This is a genomic window from Kitasatospora sp. NPDC057940 (genome assembly GCF_042887425.1).
In the GTDB taxonomy this organism is placed as follows: domain Bacteria; phylum Actinomycetota; class Actinomycetes; order Streptomycetales; family Streptomycetaceae; genus Kitasatospora.
The window spans coordinates 31,218-52,495 of record NZ_JBHVPH010000022.1; the positions used below are offsets into that span (position 1 = coordinate 31,218).

General features: G+C 73.8%; 18 protein-coding genes. 9 read left to right on the plus strand and 9 right to left on the minus strand.

Annotation, left to right across the window (positions count from 1 at the left end; translation table 11 throughout):
- Window positions 1-57: 57 nt before the first annotated feature.
- The 5 genes from ACFVTF_RS27755 to ACFVTF_RS27775 all read right to left on the minus strand — a co-directional run bounded on the left by ACFVTF_RS27755 (window position 58) and on the right by ACFVTF_RS27775 (window position 5,279).
- Window positions 58-1,806, minus strand: coding sequence for an FAD-dependent monooxygenase (locus ACFVTF_RS27755; protein ID WP_371518954.1), 1,749 nt, complete (start codon window positions 1,804-1,806; stop codon window positions 58-60).
- Window positions 1,807-1,928: 122 nt separating this feature from the next.
- Window positions 1,929-2,780, minus strand: a complete 852-nt coding sequence (locus ACFVTF_RS27760) for an amino acid ABC transporter permease (RefSeq protein ID WP_387817160.1) — start codon at window positions 2,778-2,780, stop codon at window positions 1,929-1,931.
- Window positions 2,777-3,427 (minus strand): amino acid ABC transporter permease, encoded by a 651-nt coding sequence (locus ACFVTF_RS27765; RefSeq protein ID WP_387817161.1) that lies wholly within the window; start codon window positions 3,425-3,427, stop codon window positions 2,777-2,779. Before ACFVTF_RS27765 ends, ACFVTF_RS27760 begins: the two co-directional genes overlap by 4 nt.
- Before the next feature lie 55 nt (window positions 3,428-3,482).
- Window positions 3,483-4,385 carry a glutamate ABC transporter substrate-binding protein gene (locus tag ACFVTF_RS27770; RefSeq protein ID WP_363623184.1) on the minus strand — a complete coding sequence of 301 codons (903 nt, stop codon included), beginning with the start codon at window positions 4,383-4,385 and terminating at the stop codon, window positions 3,483-3,485.
- Window positions 4,386-4,505: 120 nt separating this feature from the next.
- Window positions 4,506-5,279, minus strand: coding sequence for an amino acid ABC transporter ATP-binding protein (locus ACFVTF_RS27775; protein ID WP_371518963.1), 774 nt, complete (start codon window positions 5,277-5,279; stop codon window positions 4,506-4,508).
- Window positions 5,280-5,650: 371 nt separating this feature from the next.
- Between ACFVTF_RS27775 and ACFVTF_RS27780 the strand changes: the two genes are divergently transcribed.
- Together ACFVTF_RS27780 and ACFVTF_RS27785 are read left to right on the plus strand one after the other, a co-directional pair.
- Complete coding sequence (locus ACFVTF_RS27780; RefSeq protein ID WP_350880177.1) at window positions 5,651-6,406, plus strand: response regulator transcription factor; 756 nt, start codon at window positions 5,651-5,653, stop codon at window positions 6,404-6,406.
- 6 nt (window positions 6,407-6,412) lie between these two features.
- Entirely contained in the window at window positions 6,413-7,846 is a 1,434-nt protein-coding gene (locus ACFVTF_RS27785; RefSeq protein WP_387817162.1) for a sensor histidine kinase, read from the plus strand.
- A gap of 87 nt (window positions 7,847-7,933) precedes the next feature.
- On the opposite strand, the gene ACFVTF_RS27790 is transcribed toward ACFVTF_RS27785, so the two are convergent.
- Window positions 7,934-8,953, minus strand: a complete 1,020-nt coding sequence (locus tag ACFVTF_RS27790) for a TAXI family TRAP transporter solute-binding subunit (protein ID WP_387817163.1) — start codon at window positions 8,951-8,953, stop codon at window positions 7,934-7,936.
- Between the two features lie 85 nt (window positions 8,954-9,038).
- Here ACFVTF_RS27790 and miaB point away from each other — a divergent pair, with 85 nt between their 5' ends.
- Both miaB and ACFVTF_RS27800 read left to right on the plus strand, forming a co-directional pair.
- Window positions 9,039-10,541, plus strand: a complete 1,503-nt coding sequence (gene miaB / locus ACFVTF_RS27795) for a tRNA (N6-isopentenyl adenosine(37)-C2)-methylthiotransferase MiaB (protein WP_363584577.1) — start codon at window positions 9,039-9,041, stop codon at window positions 10,539-10,541.
- A gap of 117 nt (window positions 10,542-10,658) precedes the next feature.
- On the plus strand, window positions 10,659-11,357 hold the full coding sequence (locus tag ACFVTF_RS27800; protein WP_387817164.1) for a class III extradiol dioxygenase subunit B-like domain-containing protein: 699 nt from the start codon (window positions 10,659-10,661) through the stop codon (window positions 11,355-11,357).
- 15 nt (window positions 11,358-11,372) lie between these two features.
- Here ACFVTF_RS27800 and ACFVTF_RS27805 read toward each other — a convergent pair whose 3' ends face one another.
- Window positions 11,373-11,636: an antitoxin gene (locus ACFVTF_RS27805; protein WP_371518973.1), complete on the minus strand. Its 264-nt coding sequence runs from the start codon at window positions 11,634-11,636 to the stop codon at window positions 11,373-11,375.
- Between the two features lie 189 nt (window positions 11,637-11,825).
- On the opposite strand from ACFVTF_RS27805, the gene miaA reads away from it, so the two are divergent.
- The 5 genes from miaA to hflX all read left to right on the plus strand — a co-directional run bounded on the left by miaA (window position 11,826) and on the right by hflX (window position 18,671).
- Complete coding sequence (gene miaA / locus ACFVTF_RS27810) at window positions 11,826-12,791, plus strand: tRNA (adenosine(37)-N6)-dimethylallyltransferase MiaA (RefSeq protein ID WP_387817165.1); 966 nt, start codon at window positions 11,826-11,828, stop codon at window positions 12,789-12,791.
- Window positions 12,792-13,017: 226 nt separating this feature from the next.
- The gene (locus ACFVTF_RS27815; protein WP_063349335.1) at window positions 13,018-13,518 is read left to right on the plus strand and encodes a hypothetical protein; all 501 of its coding nucleotides are present in this window, start codon (window positions 13,018-13,020) and stop codon (window positions 13,516-13,518) included.
- 97 nt (window positions 13,519-13,615) lie between these two features.
- A complete protein-coding gene (dapF, locus tag ACFVTF_RS27820) occupies window positions 13,616-14,527 on the plus strand; it encodes a diaminopimelate epimerase (protein WP_387817166.1) in 912 nt (303 codons plus the stop codon).
- 197 nt (window positions 14,528-14,724) lie between these two features.
- Window positions 14,725-17,064: a RelA/SpoT family protein gene (locus tag ACFVTF_RS27825; protein ID WP_387817167.1), complete on the plus strand. Its 2,340-nt coding sequence runs from the start codon at window positions 14,725-14,727 to the stop codon at window positions 17,062-17,064.
- Between the two features lie 104 nt (window positions 17,065-17,168).
- Complete coding sequence (hflX, locus tag ACFVTF_RS27830; RefSeq protein ID WP_371518981.1) at window positions 17,169-18,671, plus strand: GTPase HflX; 1,503 nt, start codon at window positions 17,169-17,171, stop codon at window positions 18,669-18,671.
- Window positions 18,672-18,826: 155 nt separating this feature from the next.
- Here the strand turns inward: hflX and ACFVTF_RS27835 are convergent, their stop codons facing one another.
- Together ACFVTF_RS27835 and ACFVTF_RS27840 are read right to left on the minus strand one after the other, a co-directional pair.
- Complete coding sequence (locus ACFVTF_RS27835) at window positions 18,827-19,948, minus strand: trypsin-like serine peptidase (RefSeq protein WP_387817168.1); 1,122 nt, start codon at window positions 19,946-19,948, stop codon at window positions 18,827-18,829.
- A gap of 67 nt (window positions 19,949-20,015) precedes the next feature.
- Window positions 20,016-21,188: a trypsin-like serine peptidase gene (locus ACFVTF_RS27840; RefSeq protein WP_387817169.1), complete on the minus strand. Its 1,173-nt coding sequence runs from the start codon at window positions 21,186-21,188 to the stop codon at window positions 20,016-20,018.
- Window positions 21,189-21,278 lie beyond the last annotated feature (90 nt).

The following is a 21,278-nucleotide window of genomic DNA, read 5'->3' on the forward strand; positions in this document are numbered from 1 at the left end:
TTGTCCAGCGCTGTCCTGCCCAGCCCTGTCCGGTGCACGCCCGGGGCGCGCCAGGCCCTAGGCGCGGGGTGAGTCCACCTGCTGGGGCGCCTGGCGGGCGGCGGGCTCCGGCGCGGGGTCCTGGTCGGGCTCGGGCTCGGGTGCGCCGGCGAGCGGGGCCGGCCCGCCCCGGGCGCGGTCGGCGAGCGCCAGCAGGTCCTCGGCGGCGGCGCCCTGGGTGGCGCCGACCAGGTGCCCGTCCGGCCGGATCAGCAGCACGGTGTGCGGCCCGGCCTCCGGGTACTCCTCGGTGACCAGCACTTCGGCGGGCACCGGCAGCGCGGCGGCGACCTCGGCGAGCCGGGGCATCAGGCCCGCGCCCAGCCAGTGCTCGGCGGACCAGACGGCGGTGCCGGGGGCGACCAGCAGCAGCAGGAAGGTGACGCCGAGCCGGGCGTGCAGGTGGTCCGGGGTGCCGTCGGCGGCGAGCACCGGCAGGTCCGGGACGAGCACGCCGGGGGCGGTGGCCGGCAGCAGTTCGCTGAGCGAGGTGGTGCCGCGGGCGCCGCGCTGGACCGGCACCCGGCCGGGGACGCCCGAGGGCGCGGCCGGGTAGGCGGGCGCGCCACCGAAGCGGCCGGTGCCGAGCTGTCCGTCGGCGAGCAGCGGCGCGTGCTTGCGGAAGCCGCCGACCAGCAGCGAGCGCCGGGTCTGCTGCCAGCCGCGCAGCGGGCGCAGCAGCGGCATGGACTGGTCGACGGCGCGCAGCCGGGCGCCGACCGCGCCGCGCCGTTCGGCCTCGTAGCCGTCCAGCAGGGAGCCTCCGGGTTGCGGGCCGCCGGAGTGGAGGTGCCAGGCGAGGGAGAGCCGCCAGGCGAGGTTGTCGGCGTCGCGCAGCCCGTCGGCCAGGTTCTGCATGCCGAGCGCGCCGTGCAGGTGGGCGGCGTCGCCGGCGAGGAAGCAGCGGCCGCTGCGGAACCGGGCGGCGAGGCGCTGCTGGGCGGTGTGGTCGGCGGCGGCGAGCAGGTCGAAGCGGGGGAGTTCGCCGCACCAGCCGGTGAGGGTGGCGGTGACCCGGGTGAGCAGGGTGTCGCCGGTGACGACGCCGGGCCAGGTGGCGTGCGGGTCGACGGTTTCGGTGGGGGCGGGCCGCCCGGGGGGCAGCCGCCAGTCGAGCCGCCAGACGCCGTCCGGGAGCGGGCGGGCGGAGGCCTCGCGGTCGCCGCGCCACGGGGGCTCGCGGTGCAGCCGGGCCTCGTGGAAGGGCAGGTCGACCCGGACGGTGGCGATGGCGTTGCGGTCGACGGCGGGGCGGCCGGGGAAGCGGATCTTCAGGAGCTTGCGGACGGCGGATCTGGCGCCGTCGCAGCCGACCAGGTGGCTGCCGCGCCACCAGGTGCTGGAGCCGTCCTGGGTGCCGTGGGTGCGGACGCTGACGCCGTCGCGGTCCTGTTCGAGTTCGACGACCCGGCTCAGCGGGACCAGCCGGACCAGCGGGGTGCCGGTGAGGGCGTCGCGCAGGCCGCGCTGGAGGCGGTGCTGGGGCAGGTGGAAGGCGGGGGAGTCGGCGAGGTCGATCCGCAGCACCTCCTGGCGGCGGCGCCAGACGGTGAAGGAGTCCCAGAGGGCGGAGTCGGAGACGGCCCGCGGGTAGCCGATCCGGGTGAGGAAGGCGGCGGTGTCGGCCCCGAGGACGACGCTGCGCGGGCCCTCGGGGCAGAGCCCGGAGCCCTCGTCCAGGACGATGGTCGGCACCTCGTGCCGGGCGAGGGCGAGGGCCAGGGCCAGACCGACCGGTCCGGCCCCGACCACGATCACCGGGTCCATGTGGTGACCTCCGGGCACGAACCGGCCGATGGGCCGGCGTCAGTTACCGCTGCCGCATATGCCGCGTGGATGCTCCCGGGAGGTGTCACGAAGAGCAATGCAACAGTTCACCTGCGTGTGCGTCAAGCAGCAGCTGAAGTGCGCCGGTTCGCGCCGCGACGGCCGCGCGCTTCGATCCACCGGGCGAGGGCGGTCAACAGCAGGCACATGGCGATGTAGATCGGACCGATCACGAGCACCACGGGGATGTAGGGGAAGCCCGCGGCGTTGATCGGCTGGCTGGCGATCGCCTTGCCGACGAACAGCAGTTCCTGGTACGTGATGATCAAGCCGAGCGAGGTGTCCTTCAGGGTGACGACCAGCTGGCCGATCATCGTGGGGAGCATCGAACGGACGGCCTGCGGCACCAGGATGGAGGCCATCACCTGGGTCTTGCGCATGCCGAGCGCGTAGGCCGCCTCGCCCTGGCCGCGCGGGACGGCGTTGACGCCGCTGCGGATGATCTCGGCCTGCACCGAGCCGTTGTAGAGGGTGAGGCCGAGCACCAGCGCCCACATCGGCTCCTTCGCGAAGAACGCGTAGTAGAGCGCGACGATCAGGATCAGCAGCGGCATCGCCCGGAAGAACTGGACGAAGCCGACGGCCGCCCAGCGGACCGGCTTGTGGTCGGAGAGCTGCCCGGCGGCGAGCAGGCCGCCCAGGGTGAGCGAGAACAGCGCGGCCAGGCCGAAGGCCTTCAGGGTGGAGAGCAGGCCGTCCACGATGCGCTGCTGGACGGTGTTGTACTGGAACGCGTCCCACATCTGCGGGTCGAACTGGCCGTTGTCGGAGAGCGCGGTGAAGACGTACCAGAGCAGGGCGGCGACGCCGATCAGCGCCAGCGCCCCGAACAGCCGGTACCGGAAGCGGGCCCGCGGGCCGGGGGCGTCGTAGAGGACGCTGGCCGTGGGGGTGCGGGTGAAGAGGTTGCTCATCGGGCCACCGCCAGTCGGGATTCCAGGACGCGGAACAGCGTGGCGACCGTGGCACTGATCACCAGGTAGGCGCAGGCCACCCAGAAGAAGATCCCGAAGATCGCGTAGCCGCGCTCGGAGAGGGTCTGCTGCACGCTGTACAGCTCGCTGACGCTGAACGCGCCGGCGATCGCCGAGTTCCTCGGCAGCGCGATGAACACGCTGCTCAGCGGGGCCATGACGGTCCGGGTGGCCTGCGGCAGGATGACCAGGGTGAGGGTCTGACCGAAGCTCATGCCGAGGCTGCGGGCCGCCTCGGCCTGCCCGAGCGGCACGGTGTTGATGCCCGAGCGGATCACCTCGCAGACGAACGAGGCGGTGTAGCCGCCGAGTGCCAGCACCGCGAAGGTGAGGTGGCTGAAGTGCACCCCGAGCGGCGGCAGGCCGAAGGTGACGGCGAAGAACAGCAGGGTCAGCGGGGTGTTGCGGAACAGCGTGACCCAGGCGGTGCCGAAGGCACGCAGGACCGGCACCGGGGAGACCCGGAAGGCCGCCAGCAGGGTGCCCAGCAGCAGGGCGAGCAGGGCGCTGAGCGCGCTCAGCTCGATCGTCTGCAGGAAGCCGTCGCGGAACAACGCGAAGTTGTCCTGCTCGAACAGGAACCCCATCCGGCGGCCCTCCTCTCATCAGATGGTCAGGACGGATGGTCGGGCGTGGACCGGATCAGTAGCGCTCGAGGGCCGGCACGGCCGGCGCGGCGGAGCCGGACGCGCCCAGGGTCGCGTCGTAGGCCTTCTTCCAGTCGCCGTTGTCCTCGTGGGCCTTGAGCGCGTCGCTGATGGCGTTGCGCAGGACCGCGTCGTCCTTGTTGAGACCGACGCCGTAGTTCTCCTTGGTGAACGGCTTGCCGACCACCTTGAGCTTGGGGGCGTACTTGGAGGCGTAGCCCTTGAGGATCGCGTCGTCGGTGGTGACCGCGTCGACCTCGCCGGAGAGCAGCTTCTCGACGCAGGCCGAGTAGGTGTCGAACTGCGTGATCTTCGGGTTGTACTGCTGGATGTTCTTGATCGAGGTGGAGCCGGTGGCGGTGCAGATGTTCTTGCCGCCGACGCTCTCCGGGCCGGTGATCGAGGTGTTGTCGGCCTTCACCAGGAAGTCCTGGCCGGCGATGTAGTACGGGCCGGCGAAGGAGACCGTCTTCTTGCGCTCGTCGTTGATGCTGTAGGTGCCGACGTAGAAGTCGATCTGGCCCTTGGCGATGGCCGGCTCGCGCTGCGAGGAGACCAGCGTCTGCCACTTGATCTGCTGCGGGCTGAAGCCGAGGTCGGCGGCGATCATCTTGGCGATCTCGATGTCGAAGCCGCTGCGGTCGCCGCTGGCGACGTCCTCGAAGCCCAGGAACGGCTGGTCGGCCTTGGCGCCGATGATCAGCTGGCCGCGCTTCTTCGCCTCGGCGAGGATCGCCGAGTCGATCTTGACGTCGGTCTTGACCGTGTAGGTGGGCAGCGCCGGGGCGTTGCCGCTGCTCGCGGCGGTGGCGCCGGGGGTGCCGTCCTTGCCGCAGGCGGCGGTGGCGGTGAGCGCGACGGCACAGAGCGCGACGGCGAGGGTGCGACGAGTCCTCATGAGGGTTGTTCTCCTGGGAGCTGGGCCACGGCTAACCGGGCTCTGGCGTCTGGAAGGTGCGTGCACGGGCAGGGCCGCCCGGCGTCCTTGCCGGTGGCGGCCCCGCGTGGTCTCGAAGCGTCAGTGGTGGAGGATCTTCGAGAGGAAGTCCTTGGCACGGTCGGAACGCGGCGCGGTGAAGAAGGCGTCCGGGGTGTTCTGCTCGACGATCCGGCCGTCGGCCATGAACAGCACGCGGTTGGCGGCGGAGCGGGCGAAACCCATCTCGTGGGTGACCACGACCATCGTCATGCCGTCGGCGGCCAGCTGGCGCATGACCTCCAGCACCTCGTTGACCATCTCCGGGTCGAGGGCCGAGGTGGGCTCGTCGAAGAGCATCACCTTGGGCTTCATCGCCAGCGCCCGGGCGATCGCCACGCGCTGCTGCTGGCCGCCGGAGAGCTGGGCGGGGACTTTGTCGGCCTGCGCGCCGACGCCGACCCGCTCCAGCAGCTCGCGGGCGGTCTTCTCGGCCTGCGCCCGGGCGATCCCGCGCACCTTGACCTGGCCGATGACGACGTTCTCCAGTACCGTCTTGTGCGCGAACAGGTTGAAGCTCTGGAACACCATGCCGACCTCGGCGCGCAGCCGGGCCAGCTCCTTGCCCTCGGCGGGCAGCGGGCGGCCGTCGATGGTGATCGTGCCGGAGTCGATGGTCTCCAGCCGGTTGATCGTCCGGCAGAGCGTCGACTTGCCGGAGCCGGACGGCCCGATCAGGACCACGACCTCGCCCTGGACGATCTTCAGGTCGATGTCCTGGAGGACGTGCAGCGCTCCGTAGTGCTTGTTCACGCTGCTCAGCACGACCAGGGGGGCGGCTGCAGGGGTGGAGTCCTCGACCGGATTCTCGGCCATCGCGCCTGCTCCCTCGTGTCGGCCCGTGAAAGTCTGAACTCCCTTGGGCGGCAATGGTGGTACGAAATCCGGGAGCCGCGACCGGCGGAGCCGCAGCCCCCGGTGGGCCGACCATAGGAGTGATGACGACGTGCCGTCAGCCGATCTGAGCGGAACTTGAGGATCACGAAACGGCCACACGCTGCTCGCGGGCTGTTCGCCGGGGCGCCAACGGGGCATGTGAAAGCGGGCGTCCGCGCCGGCGCGCCCCGCCCCGCGGCAGCCGTCGGGCGACCGAGCCTGGCGCCGGGCCGCCCACTGGCTCATACTGCGCAGGACCGGGGCCCGACCGGGCGGTCCCGGTGATCAGGTGGGGGAAGGAGGAGAACAGGATGCGACTGCTGCTCGTCGAGGACGACGAACGCGTGGCCGCCGCGCTGGTCGCGGTACTGGGCCGGCACGGCTTCCAGGTCCGGCACGCCCGCAGCGGGCACGAGGCGCTGGACGCCCTGGTGCCGGACGGGAACGACCCGTACCGGGTGGTGCTGCTCGACCTCGGGCTGCCCGACCGCGACGGCTTCGAGGTGTGCAGCCGGATCAGGGCCGGCAGCGGCGTCCCGGTGATCATGGTCACCGCCCGCGCCGACATCCGCTCCCGGATCCACGGCCTCAACCTGGGCGCCGACGACTACGTCACCAAGCCCTACGACATGGGCGAGCTGCTCGCCCGCATCCACGCGGTGGCCCGCCGCGGCGCCGCCCCCGCCTCGGTGGCGGTGCCCGCGCCCGACGCCGTCCCGCAGCAGCGCGGCCCGCTGGAGTCCCGCGGCATCCGGATCGACCGGGAGCGCCGCCGGGTCAGCGTGGACGGCCGGGACGTGCCGCTCACCCGCAAGGAGTTCGACCTGCTCGCCCTGCTCGCCCAGAGCCCCGGCGTGGTCTACCGGCGCGAGCAGATCTTCAGCGAGGTCTGGCGCAGCGGCTGGGAGGGCAACGGGCGCACCCTGGAGGTGCACATCGGCTCGCTGCGCAACAAGCTCGCGCTGCCCGGCCTGGTCGAGGCCGTCCGCGGCGTCGGCTACCGCCTGATCCCGGAGTCCCCGGCACCCGCCGCGGACCCGGCCCCGCCCGCCCCCGCGGAGCGCTGACCGCACGTGCGCACCCGCCTGCTCGGCATCCTGATCGCCCTCATGCTCTGCGTCCTGGCCGCCCTGGGGCTGCCGCTCGCGGCGGCGGTCGCGGCGGCCGAGCAGAGCAAGGTGGTCGTCGACCGGCTCGACGACGCCGCCCGCTTCGCCCAGGACCTGCCCACCTCCGGCCCCTCGGCGGTGGACTCCGCGCTCAAGGGCGACCCGGAGCCCGCCCCCGGCGACGTCAGCCGCCGGCACGCGATCGACGCCGAGGTCCGCCGCTACCACGACCTGTACGGCGTGCGGCTGGGCATCTTCCAGCGCGACGGCGTGCCGATCGCCGCCGCCCCCGCCGACTGGCGGGTGCCCCCCGGCGGCTGGGGCGCGCAGGCCTTCCAGGAGGCGCTGGACGGGCGGCGCAGCCACAACCCGCCCCAGGTCTGGCCGTGGACCGACGACCGCACCCTGACCGTCGCCACCCCGGTGGTGCGCGACGGCGACGTGGTCGCGGTGGTGCTCAGCGAGTCCCCCACCGGGGCGCTGCGCACCCGGATCCTGCACAGCTGGCTGGTGATCGGCGCCGGCGAGGCCGCCGCGATGATCGTCGCGGTGCTGCTGGCCGGCCGGCTCACCGAGTGGGTGCTGCGCCCGGTCCGCACCCTCGACCGGGCCACCCACGACATCGCCACCGGCCGGATGGCCGCCCGGGTCGCGCCCGGCGGCGGCCCGCCCGAGCTGCAGCGGCTGGCCCGCTCGTTCAACGAGATGGCCGACCACGTGGTGCTCGCCATGGACCAGCAGAAGGCCTTCGTCGCGGACGCCTCGCACCAGCTGCGCAACCCGCTGGCGGCCCTGCTGCTGCGGGTCGAGGTGCTCGGCCTGGAACTGCCCGAGGGGCACGAGGAGGAGCTCGGCGGCGTCCGGGAGGAGGGCGTCCGGCTGGCCCGGGTGCTGGACGACCTGCTGGGCCTGGCCACCGCCGAGCACGCCCGCCCCGGACCCGAGCAGACCGACCTGGCCGCGCTCACCCTGGCCCGGGTCGACGCCTGGCGGCCGGTCGCCGAGCAGCGCGGGATCGAGCTGCGCTGGGAGGGCCCGGCGCTCGCCGTCGGCATGGCGGACCCGATCGGCTTCGGCTCCGCCCTGGACGCCGTGCTGGACAACGCGCTCAAGTTCGGCCCGGCCGGTAGCGAGGTGCGGTTGAAGGTCTCGGTGCGCCGGGACGAGGTCGCGGTGACCGTCGCGGACGCCGGGCCCGGCCTCGCCGAGGACGAGCTGCCCCGCGCCGGGGACCGTTTCTGGCGCAGCCCGCGGCACCAGAACGTGGACGGCTCCGGGCTCGGCCTGTCGATCGCCCGCACCCTGCTGGCGGCGGGCGGCGGTTCGCTCGCCTTCGCCCCGGTCCAGCCGACCGGGCTCGCGGTGACGCTGACGGTGCCGCGGCCGGAGAAGCGGTAGCCCGTACGGGCCCACGGCGCTCGTACGGCGCCCGCACGGCGTCAGGGCTTCCGGGCTTCCGGGCTTCCGGGCTTTCGGGCCTCACCTTCAGGGCTTCACCGAGCGGTAGTAGCGGGCCGCGCCCTCGTGCAGCGGGAGCGGGTCGGTGTAGACGGCGGTGCGCAGGTCGACCAGCTGGGCGGCGTGCACCTGGGCGCCGATCTGGTCGCGGCTGTCGATCACCGCCCGGGTCATGCCCTCGACCAGGCCCGGGTCCACGTCGTCCCGGGTGACCAGCAGGTTGGGCACGGCCACGGTGGCGACGGCGTCCTTGGGGTCGGCGTTCGGGTAGGTGCCCTTGGGCATGGTGGCCGCCCGGTAGGCGTCGGTGCCGCCGCCCTCCATCTTGTGGATGGCCCCGGCGAGGTCCCCCAGCGGCACGACCCGCATCCGCATGTGGTCGGACAGGTCGGTGAGGGCGCTGGTCGGCAGCCCGCCGGACCAGAAGAAGGCGTCGAGCTTGTTCTCCCGCAGCTGGTCGGCGGCGTCGCCGACGCCCGCCGACACCGGGACGATGTCGTGGTCCGGGTCCAGGCCGGCCGCGGCCAGCAGCCGCCTGGTCACCAGGTTCACCCCGGACTGCGGCAGGCCCACGCCGACCCGCAGCCCCTTGAGGTCGGCCGTGCGGTGCACCGTCGAGGAGGACGGGACGATCAGCTGGAGGTAGTCGTCGTACAGCCGTGCGATCGCCCGCAGCCGGTCCTTGCCCGTGCCCTGGTAGTCGGCGACGGCGTCGGCGGTGGCGATCGCGAAGTCGTCCTGGCCGCTGGTCACCCGGGCCAGGTTGTCGACCGAGCCCTCGGTGTTGTCCAGGGCCAGCCGCACCCCCGGCATGGCCTTGGCGACGTGGGCCTCCAGCAACTGCCCGTACCGGTCGTAGACGCCGCGCTGCACGCCGGTCGCGAAGCGCGTCTCGCCGCGCGGGTAGCCGGGCGAGCGGCCCGCCGACAGCCACCAGCCGCCCAGCCCAGCGACCAGCAGCACCAGCACCAGCACCGTCCGCCACAGCGGGCTGCGGGCCGCGGTGCGGACGGCGGCGCCGAGACGGGACGGGGTGGTGGGGGTCATGCAGGGATACTGCCAGGCGCTCCGCCGGAACGGGAGGGGAAACGGTGGGGGAAAAGCGCTTCGCGGCTGCCCGTACCCTGGTCTGGTGAGCGGTGAGAGCGGATTGAAGAGCTACAAGGTCGTCACGTACGGCTGCCAGATGAACGTCCACGACTCCGAGCGGCTGTCCGGCCTGCTGGAGGACGCGGGTTACGTCAAGGCCGGGCAGGACGGCGACCCGGACCTGGTCGTGTTCAACACCTGCGCGGTGCGGGAGAACGCCGACAACAAGCTGTACGGCAACCTCGGGCAGCTGGCGCCGGTCAAGAGCCGCCACAAGGGCATGCAGATCGCCGTCGGCGGCTGCCTCGCCCAGAAGGACCGCGACACCATCGTCCGCAAGGCCCCCTGGGTCGACGTGGTGTTCGGCACCCACAACATCGGCCACCTGCCGGCGCTGCTGGAGCGGGCCGCGGTCGAGCGCAAGGCCCAGGTCGAGATCCTGGAGTCGCTGGAGACCTTCCCCTCCACCCTGCCGACCCGCCGCGAGTCCGCGTACGCCGCGTGGGTCGCCATCTCCGTCGGCTGCAACAACACCTGCACCTTCTGCATCGTCCCCGCGCTGCGCGGCAAGGAGGAGGACCGCCGCCCCGGCGACGTCCTCGCCGAGATCGAGGCGCTGGTGGACGAGGGCGTCATCGAGGTGACCCTGCTCGGCCAGAACGTCAACGCCTACGGCTCCGACCTGGGCGACCGCGAGGCCTTCTCCAAGCTGCTGCGCGCCGCCGGCCAGATCGAGGGCCTGGAGCGGATCCGCTTCACCTCGCCGCACCCGCGCGACTTCACCGACGACGTGATCGCCGCGATGGCCGAGACGCCGAACGTGATGCACCAGCTGCACATGCCGCTGCAGTCCGGCTCGGACACCGTCCTCAAGGCGATGCGCCGCTCCTACCGCCAGGAGCGCTTCCTCGGGATCATCCGGAAGGTCCGCGAGGCCATGCCGGACGCGGCCATCTCCACCGACATCATCGTGGGCTTCCCCGGCGAGACCGAGGAGGACTTCGAGCAGACGATGCACACCGTCCGCGAGGCCCGCTTCACCAACGCCTTCACCTTCCAGTACTCCAAGCGCCCCGGCACCCCGGCCGCCGAGATGGCGGACCAGGTGCCGAAGGCCGTCGTGCAGGCCCGCTACGACCGGCTGATCGCCCTCCAGGAGGAGATCTCCTGGGAGGAGAACAAGAAGCAGGTCGGCCGCACCCTGGAGATCCTGGTCGCCGAGGGCGAGGGCAAGAAGGACGACAAGACCGACCGGCTCTCCGGCCGCGCCCCCGACAACCGGCTGGTGCACTTCACCAGGCCGACGGAGCCGGTGCGCCCGGGCGACCTGGTGACCGTCGAGATCACCTACGCCGCCCCGCACCACCTGCTCGCCGAGGGCCCGTCGCTCGCGGTGCGCCGCACCCGGGCCGGCGACGCCTGGGAGAAGCGCCAGGCCAAGCCCGCGGCCAAGCCGGCCGGGGTGATGCTCGGCCTGCCGGGCATCGGTGCCCCGGCCGCGCTGCCCCTGGCCGCTCCGGCGGGCGGGGCCTGCTGCGGCGACTGACGGCCCGCTGCTCGAACGGGGTCCGTTCCTCGAACGGCGACCCGCTCCTCCACCGGCGGCCCGGCGGGACTTCGAGTCCGGCCGGGCCGCCGTCGCCGTTTGGCTAGAGTGATCCGCATGCTGGTAGCCGCCGCCGTGTGCCCCTGTCCGCCGCTGCTCGTCCCCGAGGTCGCCGCCGGGGCGGCCGCCGAACTGGACCCGCTGCGGGCCGCCTGTGACGAGGCCCTGGCGGCCCTGGTCGCGGCCGGACCGCAGCTGGTCGTGGTGGTCGGCGCCGGGCCGGAGGCCGAGGTGTGGACCGAGGGCGGGGCCGGCTCCTTCCACCGCTACGGGGTGCCGCTGGTCGCCAAGCTGCCCGGCGGCCGGGTCGAGGGGCCGGAGCTGGCGCCCTCGCTGACGGTCGGCGCCTGGCTGCTGGAGCGCGCCGGGGTGACGCTGCCGACGCACGCCTGCGCGGTGCCCGCCGACGCGCCCGCCGACCGGATGCTCGGGCTCGGCCAGGGCCTGGCCCAGCTGGCCGACCGGGTCGGCCTGCTGGTGGTGGGCGACGGCAGCGCCTGCCGCTCGGTGAAGGCGCCCGGCTACCTGGACGAGCGCGCCGAGGGCTTCGACGCCGCCCTGGCGGCCGCGCTGGGCTCCGCCGACCTGCCCGCGCTCGCCGCCCTGGACACCGGTCTGGCCGCCGAGCTCAAGGCCGAGGGCCGGGCGCCCTGGCAGGTGCTGGCCGGCGCCGCGGAGGGCGCCGGCCTCACCGCGCGGCTCGGCTACCAGGACGCCCCGTACGGCGTCGGCTACGTCGTGGCGTCCTGGAGCTGACCGGAGCGCGGGGCGTCAGGCCCGCGGCCCCTGGCCGTTGCCGCCGGCCGGCCCCTCCTCGCCCGGCTTCGGCTTGTGGGCGAAGTCGTCCACCGCGCCCTTGGCCTTGCTGGCGCCGTGCTCGATCTTCTCGCTGTACTTGCCCTTGGTCGCCTTGTCGATCGCGCCGCCGGCCTTGTCCACCACGTGCTCGATCTGCTCGCTGTGCTTGCCGGCGAGCTCACTGGCCTTGCCCTTGAGCTCCTCGGCCTTGCCCTTGAGGTTGTCCATCAGACCCATGGCGATCTCACCCTTTCGTCCCTGTCTCCTGCCCAACGTCCGTCACCGCCGAACCGTTCGCAAACCGGCTCAACTGCGGAAACGGCCGGAGACGGCCGGAGTCGGCTGGACACGGTCACATCGTCGCGCAGTCGGGGCCGACGGGCAGCCCGGTCACCGGGGCGGCGGCGGTTTTGCGAGACTGGAGCGGTGAGCAGCTCCCGTACCGACCAGTCCCGCGCCGCCCAGCCCCGAGTGGTCTGCATCGTCGGCGCGACCGCCGCCGGCAAGTCCGACCTGGCCGTCGCCATCGCCCGCAGCCTCGGCGGCGAGGTGATCAACACCGACTCGATGCAGCTGTACCGGGGCATGGACATCGGCACCGCCAAGCTCACCCCCGCCGAGCGCGGCGGCGTGCCGCACCACCTGCTGGACGTCTGGGACGTCACCGAGGCCGCCAGCGTCGCCGAGTACCAGCGGCTGGCCCGGGCCGAGATCGACCGGCTGCTCGCCGCCGGGCGCACGCCCGTCCTGGTCGGCGGCTCCGGGCTGTACGTCCGGGCGGCGATCGACGAGATGGAGTTCCCCGGCACCGACCCGGCGGTCCGGGCCCGGCTGGAGGCCGAGCTGGAGGAGGCCGGCCCGCTCGCGCTGCACCGGCGGCTGGCCGAGCTGGACCCGGCGGCCGCGGAGGCGATCCTGACCGGCAACGGGCGGCGGATCGTCCGCGCGCTGGAGGTCATCGAGATCACCGGGCAGCCGTTCACCGCGAACCTGCCCGGCAACACCGCCGTCTACGACGCGGTGCAGATCGGGGTCGCGGTGCCGCGCCCCGAACTGGACGAGCGGATCACGCTGCGGGTCGACCTGATGTGGCGGGCCGGCCTGCTGGACGAGGTGCGCGCGCTGGAGCGGGTCGGGCTGCGGGAGGGCCGGACGGCCTCCCGGGCGCTCGGCTACCAGCAGGTGCTGGACCACTTCGCCGGCGAGTGCACCGAGGAGGAGGCACGGGCCGAGACCGTCCGGGCCACCAAGCGCTTCGCCCGCCGTCAGGAGTCCTGGTTCCGCCGCGACGGCCGGATCCACTGGCTGTCCCGGCCGGCCGGCACCGACCCCGTCGAGCTGCTGGAACGCTCCCTGGAGCTGATCGACCGTCAGGAGAGTCCGGCCGGGTAGGCGGGTTCCGGCCAATCCGGCGGTGCACCTGCGCGCGCAGGTGGCCGTGCAGGACGAACCGGCGGTCACGGCCCGATCACGTGATGGCCACGGATCACCCGTCGACGCCGGTCAGGCCCGGAACGCCCGTCTGGACATGCCATCATCGAAGGCGTAGGGGTCGGCCGCGCGGGCCGACCGTGCCCGACCGCGAGTCCGCTCGTGTCGAACTGTCAGGGGAGGCCGCGTGTCGACGGGTACCGGCCCCGAACCCGGCCAGAGCGGGAGTGTCACCGCACCGGCCGACGAGTCGACGAGGGGTGACCTCCCCGTGCTGACCGGCCTGGAGGCACCCACCTCCTACGCGGTCGCACTGCCCGCCCTGGACAACCGCACCCCGGCGGGCGCGGTGCACGAGCGGGAGATCCGACCGCTGCGCCGGCTCCGCTGGTGGCAGACCCTGCCGATCGCCCTGCTGGGCATCCTCGGCTCGCTGATGTTCGCCTTCCCGCTCGCCTTCGGCTCGGCCGGGGCGCGCGCCACCATGGTCGGCATGCTCGGGCTGCTGCTCACCGCCGCCTCGGTCGGCTGGGGGGCGATGGCCGCCCGGCACGCCGGGTACAAGTGGCCGGGCCTGCCGCGCCGCGGCTCCGGGCAGCGGGCCGGCTGGAAGGCGATCGCGCTCTACACCCTGATCGCGCTGGTGGCCTGTGCTCTCGCCGTCTGGCGGGTCGCCTACCTGCGCTGATCCGTCGGCTGCCCCTGCCGGCCCCCCGGCTGCCCGCGCCCATCCACCGGTCGGACCGCCCGGGTGGCCGGTGCGCCCGTTCAGTACCATCGGGAGGGTGAGCGCATCCTCCCCGCAGCCGGTCGGCGTCCCCTTCTTCAAGGGACACGGCACCCAGAACGACTTCGTCATCGTCCCGGACCCGGACGGCGTGCTGGAGATCGGCCCCGCGGCCGTCGCCGCGCTGTGCGACCGGCGGGCCGGCATCGGCGGGGACGGGCTGCTGCGCGTGGTGCGCTCCGCCGCCGATCCGGTCGCCGCGGACCAGGCCGACCGGGCCGAGTGGTTCATGGACTACCGCAACTCCGACGGCAGCATCGCCGAGATGTGCGGCAACGGCGTGCGGGTCTTCGCCCGCTACCTGGTCGAAGCCGGCCTGGCCGAGCCCGGCGAGTTCGCGGTCGCCACCCGCGCCGGGGTGCGGACGGTGCGGGTCGCCGAGGACGCCGGGGACGGGACGCCCGGCGAGGTCACCGTCGACATGGGCCGGGCCCGGCTGCCGGGGCCGGACGGCGTCGAGGTCGCGGTCGGCGCGCGGCGCTGGCCCGCACTGAACGTCAACATGGGCAACCCGCACGCGGTGGCCTTCGTGGACAGCCTCGACCACGCCGGGGACCTGCTGTCCGCGCCGCTGACCAGCCCCGAAGGGGCCTACCCGGAGGGCGTGAACGTCGAGTTCGTGGTGGACGTCGGGCCGCGGCACGTCGCCATGCGGGTGTACGAGCGCGGCTCCGGCGAGACCCGCTCCTGCGGGACCGGCACCTGCGCCGTCGCGGTGGCCGCCATCCGCCGGGACGGCGTCGACCCGGCGGTCACCGGCGAGCCGGCCACCTACACCGTGGACGTGCCGGGCGGCCGACTGGTCATCACCGAGCACCCGGACGGCCGGATCGAGAAGACCGGCCCGGCGGTCATCGTGGCCGCCGGTGAGATCGACGCCCGCTGGTGGGCCGAACTGGGGCGGGTCTGACACGTCTGGGGCGAGGCTCGAACAGCTGACGGCCCGGTTTGCCCATTTCGCGCGGCGGTGAATCCGCCCGTTCGAGTGACGCGTGTCGCGGACGGGAAGCAAGGCATCGCGGAACGTGCTCTGCTCGGTAGCATGGACCACCGGGAAGGCGCCCCTCGGCGGGGTGGCGGCCGGTGATCGCTGCCGGAGGTGCGCCGATGACCATCGAAGCCGGGCAGTCCCTGACGGGGCAGCCGACGTCCGCACGGCAAGCCGGGGCCAGGCGGCCCCTGGGGGAGCTCGGCCGGGCCGCGCTCGGCCGGGCCGGGCGGGCCGCCCTGCTGGCCACCGGCCGGCCGCCCGTCCCGGACGCCCTCGAACCGCTCGTCCGGGTCCACCGAGAGCACCATCCGCAGGCCGACCTCGGCCTGCTCGCCCGGGCCTACCGGCTCGCCGAGGCCAGCCACCGGGGCCAGAAGCGCAAGAGCGGCGGGCCCTACATCACCCACCCGCTCGCCGTCACCATGATCCTGGCCCAACTCGGCGCCGGGACGACCACCTTGGTCGCCTCGCTGCTCCACGACACCGTCGAGGACACCGAGTTGACTCTCGACCAGGTGAGCGCCGGCTTCGGACCCGAAGTCGCCTACCTGGTCGACGGGGTGACGAAACTGGAGAAGGTCGACTTCGGCGCCGCCGCCGAGGCCGAGACCTTCCGCAAGATGCTGGTCGCCACCGGCGACGACGTCCGGGTGATGGTGATCAAGCTCGCCGACCGGCTGCACAACATGCGCACCATCCGGCACATGAAACCGGCCAGCCAGGTGCGGATCGCCAAGGTCACCCGGGACGTGCTGATCCCGCTGGCCGAACGGCTCGGCATCCAGGTGCTCAAGGCGGAGCTGGAGGACATCGTCTTCGCCACCCTGCACCCCGAGGAGCACGCCCGCACCCGGGCCCTGATGGCCGGTCACGAGGGCCGGCCGGACACCCTGCTGGCCCCCTTCGCCCGGCTGCTGGCCCGCCAGCTGTCCGAGACCGGGGTGGCCGCCGAGGTCACCGTCCGCCCCCGGCACTGCGTGTCGCTGCACCGGGTGCTGCTCAAGCGGGCCGCCGCGCCCGGCCCGGACGGGCGGCCGCAGGGGCCGCAGCCCGCCGACTTCGGGCGGCTGCTGGTGGTCGTCGAGGAGAACGCCGACTGCTACGCCGTGCTCGGCGAGCTGCACACCTGCTGGACGCCGCTGCCCGGCGAGTTCAAGGACTTCGTCGCCGCCCCCAAGTTCAACCTCTACCAGTCGCTGCACACCGCCGTGGCGCTCAGCGGCGGCACGGTCGTCGAGGTGCTGGTGCGCACCCGGCGGATGCACGAGGTCGCCGAGACCGGGGTGGTCGCGCTCGGCGACCCGGAGCCGGCCGGCGCCGTCCAGGACGCCGACGAACTCGACCGCACCGACCCGGCCCGGCCCGGCTGGCTCAGCCGGCTGCTGGAGTGGCAGCAGGAGACGCCCGACCCGGACGCCTTCTGGTCCGCGCTCACCGCCGACCTGGCCGGCGACCGCGAGATCACCGTCGTGACGGAGAGCGGCGAAACGCTTCAGCTGAGGGCCGGCGCCACCTGCGTGGACGCCGCCTACCTGCTCGGCGAGGAGACCGGCCACCGGTGCATCGGGGCCCGGGTCAACGGCCGGCTCACCGCGCTCTCCACCGTCCTGCAGGACGGCGACCTGCTCGCCGTGCTCACCGAGGCCGTGCCCACCGGGACGGTGCTCACCGAGGACGGGCCGCGCCCCGCCGAACCCTCCGGGCCCGCGCCCGAGTGGCTCGCGCACGCCCGGACCCCGGCCGCCCGGCTGGCCATCGAACGCTGGCTCGCCGACCACCCGGCCCGGCTCCCGGCGGTGCGCACCGGCCCCTCCAGCGGCCAGCCCGCCCCGCCCGCCCACCGCGCCACCGAGCGCCGGCCGGCCCCGGTCGCGGTGGCCGGCCGGCCCGGGGCACCGGTCCGGCTGGCCCGCTGCTGCACGCCCGTGCCGCCGGACGAGGTGGTCGGCTACCCGATCCGGGGCGGAGCCGTCGCCGTGCACCGCACCGGCTGCCCGGCCGGGGAGCGGATGCGCGCGGACGGGCGCGCCGAGCTGGAGGTCCGCTGGCGGCCGGAGGGCACCCCGGCGGCCGGCCACCGGGCCACCCTGCGGGCCGAGGCGCTCAACCGGCCCCGGCTGCTCGCCGACCTCACGGCGGCCATCTCCGCCGAGGACGTCGGCATCGTCTCGGCCGAGGTCGAACCGCCGCAGGAGCTGCGGGTCCGGCACACCTACACCGTCGAACTGCCCGAGCCGGCCGCGCTGCCCGCGCTGATGCGGGCGATGCTCAAGGTCTCCGGGGTGTATGACGTCAGCCGGCCGCAGGCCCCGGACACCGGCGGGGCCCGCCACCCCGGGGAAAATGGGGATGACCGGTCCGCGCCGGGCGTGGGACCATCATGGGGAATTCACGGCCGGTCCACGGCGTTCTCAGGGCACAGGAGCCCCGACGGCACCCGAGGACCTGAGGGGTAGCTCACCTCGCCCGGCGGTAACCGGGGCGGCAGCTGGGCAGACTCCGGGTGGGACCGCACAGAGCGGTCCCCACAGGCCATCCGCACCAGCGACCAAAGGACAGAATGACCTCCACGTCCGACACCCGCGACCACGCCGACGCCCCGCGCCGCCTGAACGGTCTGCGGGCGGAAGCCCTCATGGACGAGGACCTCGCGGCCATCGACGAGGACCGCGGCCACCACTACGACGGCGACCAGTACGACCGCAGCGAGCGTGCCGCCCTGCGCCGCGTCGCCGGCCTCTCCACCGAACTCGAAGACGTCACCGAGGTCGAGTACCGCCAGCTCCGCCTGGAGCGCGTGGTGCTCGTCGGCGTCTGGACGGACGGCACCCTGGAGGAGGCGGAGAACTCGATGGCCGAGCTCGCCGCCCTCGCCGAGACGGCCGGCTCCCAGGTGCTGGACGGCGTGATCCAGCGCCGCGACAAGCCCGACGCGGCCACCTACATCGGCTCCGGCAAGGCGAAGGAACTGCGCGACATCGTGGCGGCCACCGGCGCCGACACCGTGGTCTGCGACGGTGAGCTCACCCCCGGCCAGCTGATCCACCTGGAGGACGTGGTCAAGGTCAAGGTCGTCGACCGGACGGCCCTGATCCTGGACATCTTCGCCCAGCACGCCAAGTCCCGGGAGGGCAAGGCGCAGGTCTCGCTCGCGCAGATGCAGTACATGCTGCCGCGCCTGCGCGGCTGGGGTCAGTCGCTGTCCCGGCAGATGGGTGGTGGCGGCGCCGGCTCGTCCGGCGGCGGCATGGCGACCCGTGGTCCCGGTGAGACCAAGATCGAGACGGACCGGCGCCGGATCCGCGAGAAGATGGCGAAGCTCCGCCGCGAGATCGCCGAGATGAAGAAGGGCCGCGACACCAAGCGCCAGGAGCGCAAGCGCCACCAGGTGCCGTCGGTGGCCATCGCCGGGTACACCAACGCCGGCAAGTCCTCCCTGCTCAACCGGCTCACCGGGGCGGGCGTCCTGGTGGAGAACTCCCTGTTCGCCACCCTGGACCCGACCGTGCGCCGCGCCCAGACCCCGAGCGGGCGGCTCTACACCCTGGCCGACACCGTCGGCTTCGTCCGGCACCTGCCGCACCACCTGGTCGAGGCCTTCCGCTCGACGATGGAGGAGGTCGCCGACGCGGACCTCATCCTGCACGTGGTCGACGGCTCGCACCCCGAGCCGGAGACGCAGCTGGCCGCCGTCCGCGAGGTCATCGTCTCGGTCGACGCGCAGAACGTGCCGGAGATCGTGGTGATCAACAAGGCGGACGCCGCCGACCCGCACGTGCTGCAGCGCCTGCTGCGCCGCGAGCCGCACGCCATCGTGGTGTCGGCCCGCAGCGGCGAGGGCATCGAGGAGCTGCTGAAGCTCATCGACGACGAGCTGCCGCGCCCGGCGATCGAGGTGCGGGCCCTGGTGCCCTACACCCAGGGCGGGCTGGTCTCCCGGGTGCACGCCGAGGGCGAGCTGCTCGGCACCGAGCACACCGGCGAGGGCACGCTGCTGCACGCCAAGGTGCCGGCCGAGTTGGCCGCCGAGCTGGAGCGCTACGCGGTGGCGCTGCAGGTCTGAGGCGACGGGCCGACGAAGGGCCCCCGGACGTGACCGTGCTGCCCTCGGGCATCGCGCGAGCGTCCGGGGGCCCTTCGCGTGCGGGGCCGGGCGGGGGCTGGTCCGGGTGTGCGGGCGAGCGGGCGTGCGGGCGTGAGGGCGTGAGGGCGTGCGGGCTACTTCACGTTCTTGGCGAAGTAGTCGAAGGCCTGCTTCGCCTGGTCCTGGAGCGAGGGGCCGGCCAGGTACCCGGGCGGGTTGCGGCTGCCGATCGCGGTGACGCTGATCAGGTTGGGCTTGCCGTCCTTGGTGATGAACCAGCCGCCGCCGCTGGAGCCGCCGGTCAGGGTGCAGCCGGTGACGTACATCGGCGGGCGGCTCCGGTCGGGGGAGAGCCTGGCCGGCGGGACCGGGGACTCGCAGCGGGAGAGCTCCAGGCCGTCGGACGGCCGATCGGTCGGGTAGCCGTACGCGGCCGCCGAGCCGATCTGCTCGCGCGGGGCGTTGAACCAGACCGGGACCGAGGCGCCGACCGCCTCCTCCAGCGACGCGCCGGAGCCGCCCTCGCCGCGTACCCGGATGATCCCGTAGTCGTACTGGTGGTGGGCGCCGACGCCGCCCTCCCCGAGCCAGGTCGGCGACACCAGCGCGCGCACCGCCGCCCACCGGCCGTACGGGGCCGCCTGCTGCTCGGTGAGCGGTTTGCCGCGGGCCGCCTGGCCGTCCCGGTTGAAACCGGGCACGAAGGTGATGTTCCGCAGCCAGCCGCCGCCCTTGCCGTCGTGCAGGCAGTGCGCGGCGGTGTAGACGAGGTTGCTGCGGCCCGGGTTGGCCGGGTCGGAGACCACCGTCGCGGAGCAGGCCGCGTCGCCCTGGGGCGTGGTGACGAAGAGCCGGCCGACCACGGCGGTGGCCGGGCCGTACGGGTGCGGCTGCGGCGTGGCCGCAACGGCCGCGGGCGGGGCGTCCGGCCGGTCGCCGTCCGGTGCGGCGGTGAGCGGGTACTCCGGGGTGGGCCGGCCCTTGGCGGCGGCCATCCGGGTGGTCGACCAGAAGCCCGGGGCCACCTCGTTGGCGAAGCCGCTGCCGGAGACGAACCGGGCCCAGTCCTCCACCTTCCAGCCCGTCAGGTCGCCCAGGCTGGTGGGCGCCGAGGTGGGGAGGGCGGGCGGCGGCGCGGCCGCCGCGGCGCCGGAGTCGTCCGGCCCGCAGGCGGTCGCGGCGAGCGCGAGCACGGCGAGCACCGCGGCGCCGGGTCCGGATCGGCGCCGCGGTCCGCGGCCGGTGTGCTTCGGCATGCTGCATCGTCCCCCGGGGGCGGCCTCCGCCGCCCGTACGGCTTGGTCCGGTCCGACCGGAGAGGGCCTACGGCTTCTTGGAGATCCAGTCCAGCGCCTGCTTGGCGACCGTCTCCAGGTACGGGCCGCTCAGCGAGGTGTGGTCCTCGGTGCCGATGGACGTGTTGCTGACCAGGGCGGTCTTCCCGTCCGGCATGGTGGCGAACCAGCCGCCGCCGCTGGAGCCCTGGGTCATGTTGCAGCCGATGGTGAGCATCGACGGGCGCTTGGCGTCGAACGACAGCCGGGTCGGCTTGCCGCCGTCGCACTTGTACAGCTCCTGGCCGTCGAACGGCTTGTAGAGCGGGTAGCCGACCGCCGCGACGGACACCTTGTCGCGCGGGGCGTCGAACCAGACCGGGACGGCCGAACCGACCGTCTCCTCCAGCGACTTGCCGGAGTCGTTCTGGTTGTGCACCCGCATGACGGCGAAGTCGTACTGGTTCGCGGCGTCACCGGTGCCGCCGCCCTCGACCATCCACTGCGGCGAGGTGGTGACCAGGTCGGCCCACCAGGTGCCCAGCGGGGCCAGTTCGGACAGCGGGGCCTTCTTGCCGCCGCTGGAGGCGCCCGAGTTGTTGTAGGCGGGCACGAAGACCAGGTCCTTGAAGAAGTCGCCGCCCTTGCCCGCGTGCACGCAGTGGCCGGCCGTCCAGACCAGGTTGCTCCTGCCCGGGTGCTGCGGGTCGGTGATCACCGTCGCCGAGCAGTTGCCCCGGCCGCCCTGGGCGCTGAAGAACACCTTCCCGGACGGCTGCTTGGTGTACGGGCGGGGCACCGGCACGGCCTTGACCACCGGCGGGTCCGGGTCCGTCACGCCGTTGTCGGCGGCTGGCTTGGCGGTGGGCGGGGCCGGATCGGCGGGCTTGGAGTCGCCCATCTTGTCCGGGTTCCAGAAGTCCTTCACCACCGGGTTGTTGAAGACGTGCTTGGACGCCCACGAGTCCCAGTCCTCGAACTTCCACTTCTTCAGGTCGTCCCAGGACTTCGGCAGGCCCTCCAGCAGGCTGGTCGGGATGCCCGACGGGAGGGTGATCCCGCCGATCACGCCGCCCCCCGGGGCGGCGGCGCTGGACGCGGGCGGCGGCGCGGCGCTGGCGCCCCCGTCGCCCGCCGGGCCGTCCGGCCCGCAGGCGCTCGCCGCGAGCAGCGTCCCCGTGACGAGGGCGACGGCCATGGCTGACCGGTGGATCGATGGCATGTGTGCGCTTCCCCCTGTGCTCGATCGGGCTGTCGTGCGGCGACTCGCCGCTGTGGAGTCTTCCACCGGTCACCAGGACGGCGGCGGCCG

What these genes read in the sequence shown, in the direction of transcription:
- ACFVTF_RS27755 (WP_371518954.1), bottom strand. Translation starts at nt 1,806, where the DNA reads ATGGACCCGGTGATCGTGGTCGGGGCCGGACCGGTCGGTCTGGCCCTG.
- ACFVTF_RS27760 (WP_387817160.1), bottom strand. Translation starts at nt 2,780, where the DNA reads ATGAGCAACCTCTTCACCCGCACCCCCACGGCCAGCGTCCTCTACGAC.
- ACFVTF_RS27765 (WP_387817161.1), bottom strand. Translation starts at nt 3,427, where the DNA reads ATGGGGTTCCTGTTCGAGCAGGACAACTTCGCGTTGTTCCGCGACGGC.
- ACFVTF_RS27770 (WP_363623184.1), bottom strand. Translation starts at nt 4,385, where the DNA reads ATGAGGACTCGTCGCACCCTCGCCGTCGCGCTCTGTGCCGTCGCGCTC.
- ACFVTF_RS27775 (WP_371518963.1), bottom strand. Translation starts at nt 5,279, where the DNA reads ATGGCCGAGAATCCGGTCGAGGACTCCACCCCTGCAGCCGCCCCCCTG.
- ACFVTF_RS27780 (WP_350880177.1), top strand. Translation starts at nt 5,651, where the DNA reads ATGCGACTGCTGCTCGTCGAGGACGACGAACGCGTGGCCGCCGCGCTG.
- ACFVTF_RS27790 (WP_387817163.1), bottom strand. Translation starts at nt 8,953, where the DNA reads ATGACCCCCACCACCCCGTCCCGTCTCGGCGCCGCCGTCCGCACCGCG.
- ACFVTF_RS27800 (WP_387817164.1), top strand. Translation starts at nt 10,659, where the DNA reads ATGCTGGTAGCCGCCGCCGTGTGCCCCTGTCCGCCGCTGCTCGTCCCC.
- ACFVTF_RS27805 (WP_371518973.1), bottom strand. Translation starts at nt 11,636, where the DNA reads ATGGGTCTGATGGACAACCTCAAGGGCAAGGCCGAGGAGCTCAAGGGC.
- ACFVTF_RS27825 (WP_387817167.1), top strand. Translation starts at nt 14,725, where the DNA reads ATGACCATCGAAGCCGGGCAGTCCCTGACGGGGCAGCCGACGTCCGCA.
- hflX (WP_371518981.1), top strand. Translation starts at nt 17,169, where the DNA reads ATGACCTCCACGTCCGACACCCGCGACCACGCCGACGCCCCGCGCCGC.
- ACFVTF_RS27835 (WP_387817168.1), bottom strand. Translation starts at nt 19,948, where the DNA reads ATGCCGAAGCACACCGGCCGCGGACCGCGGCGCCGATCCGGACCCGGC.
- ACFVTF_RS27840 (WP_387817169.1), bottom strand. Translation starts at nt 21,188, where the DNA reads ATGCCATCGATCCACCGGTCAGCCATGGCCGTCGCCCTCGTCACGGGG.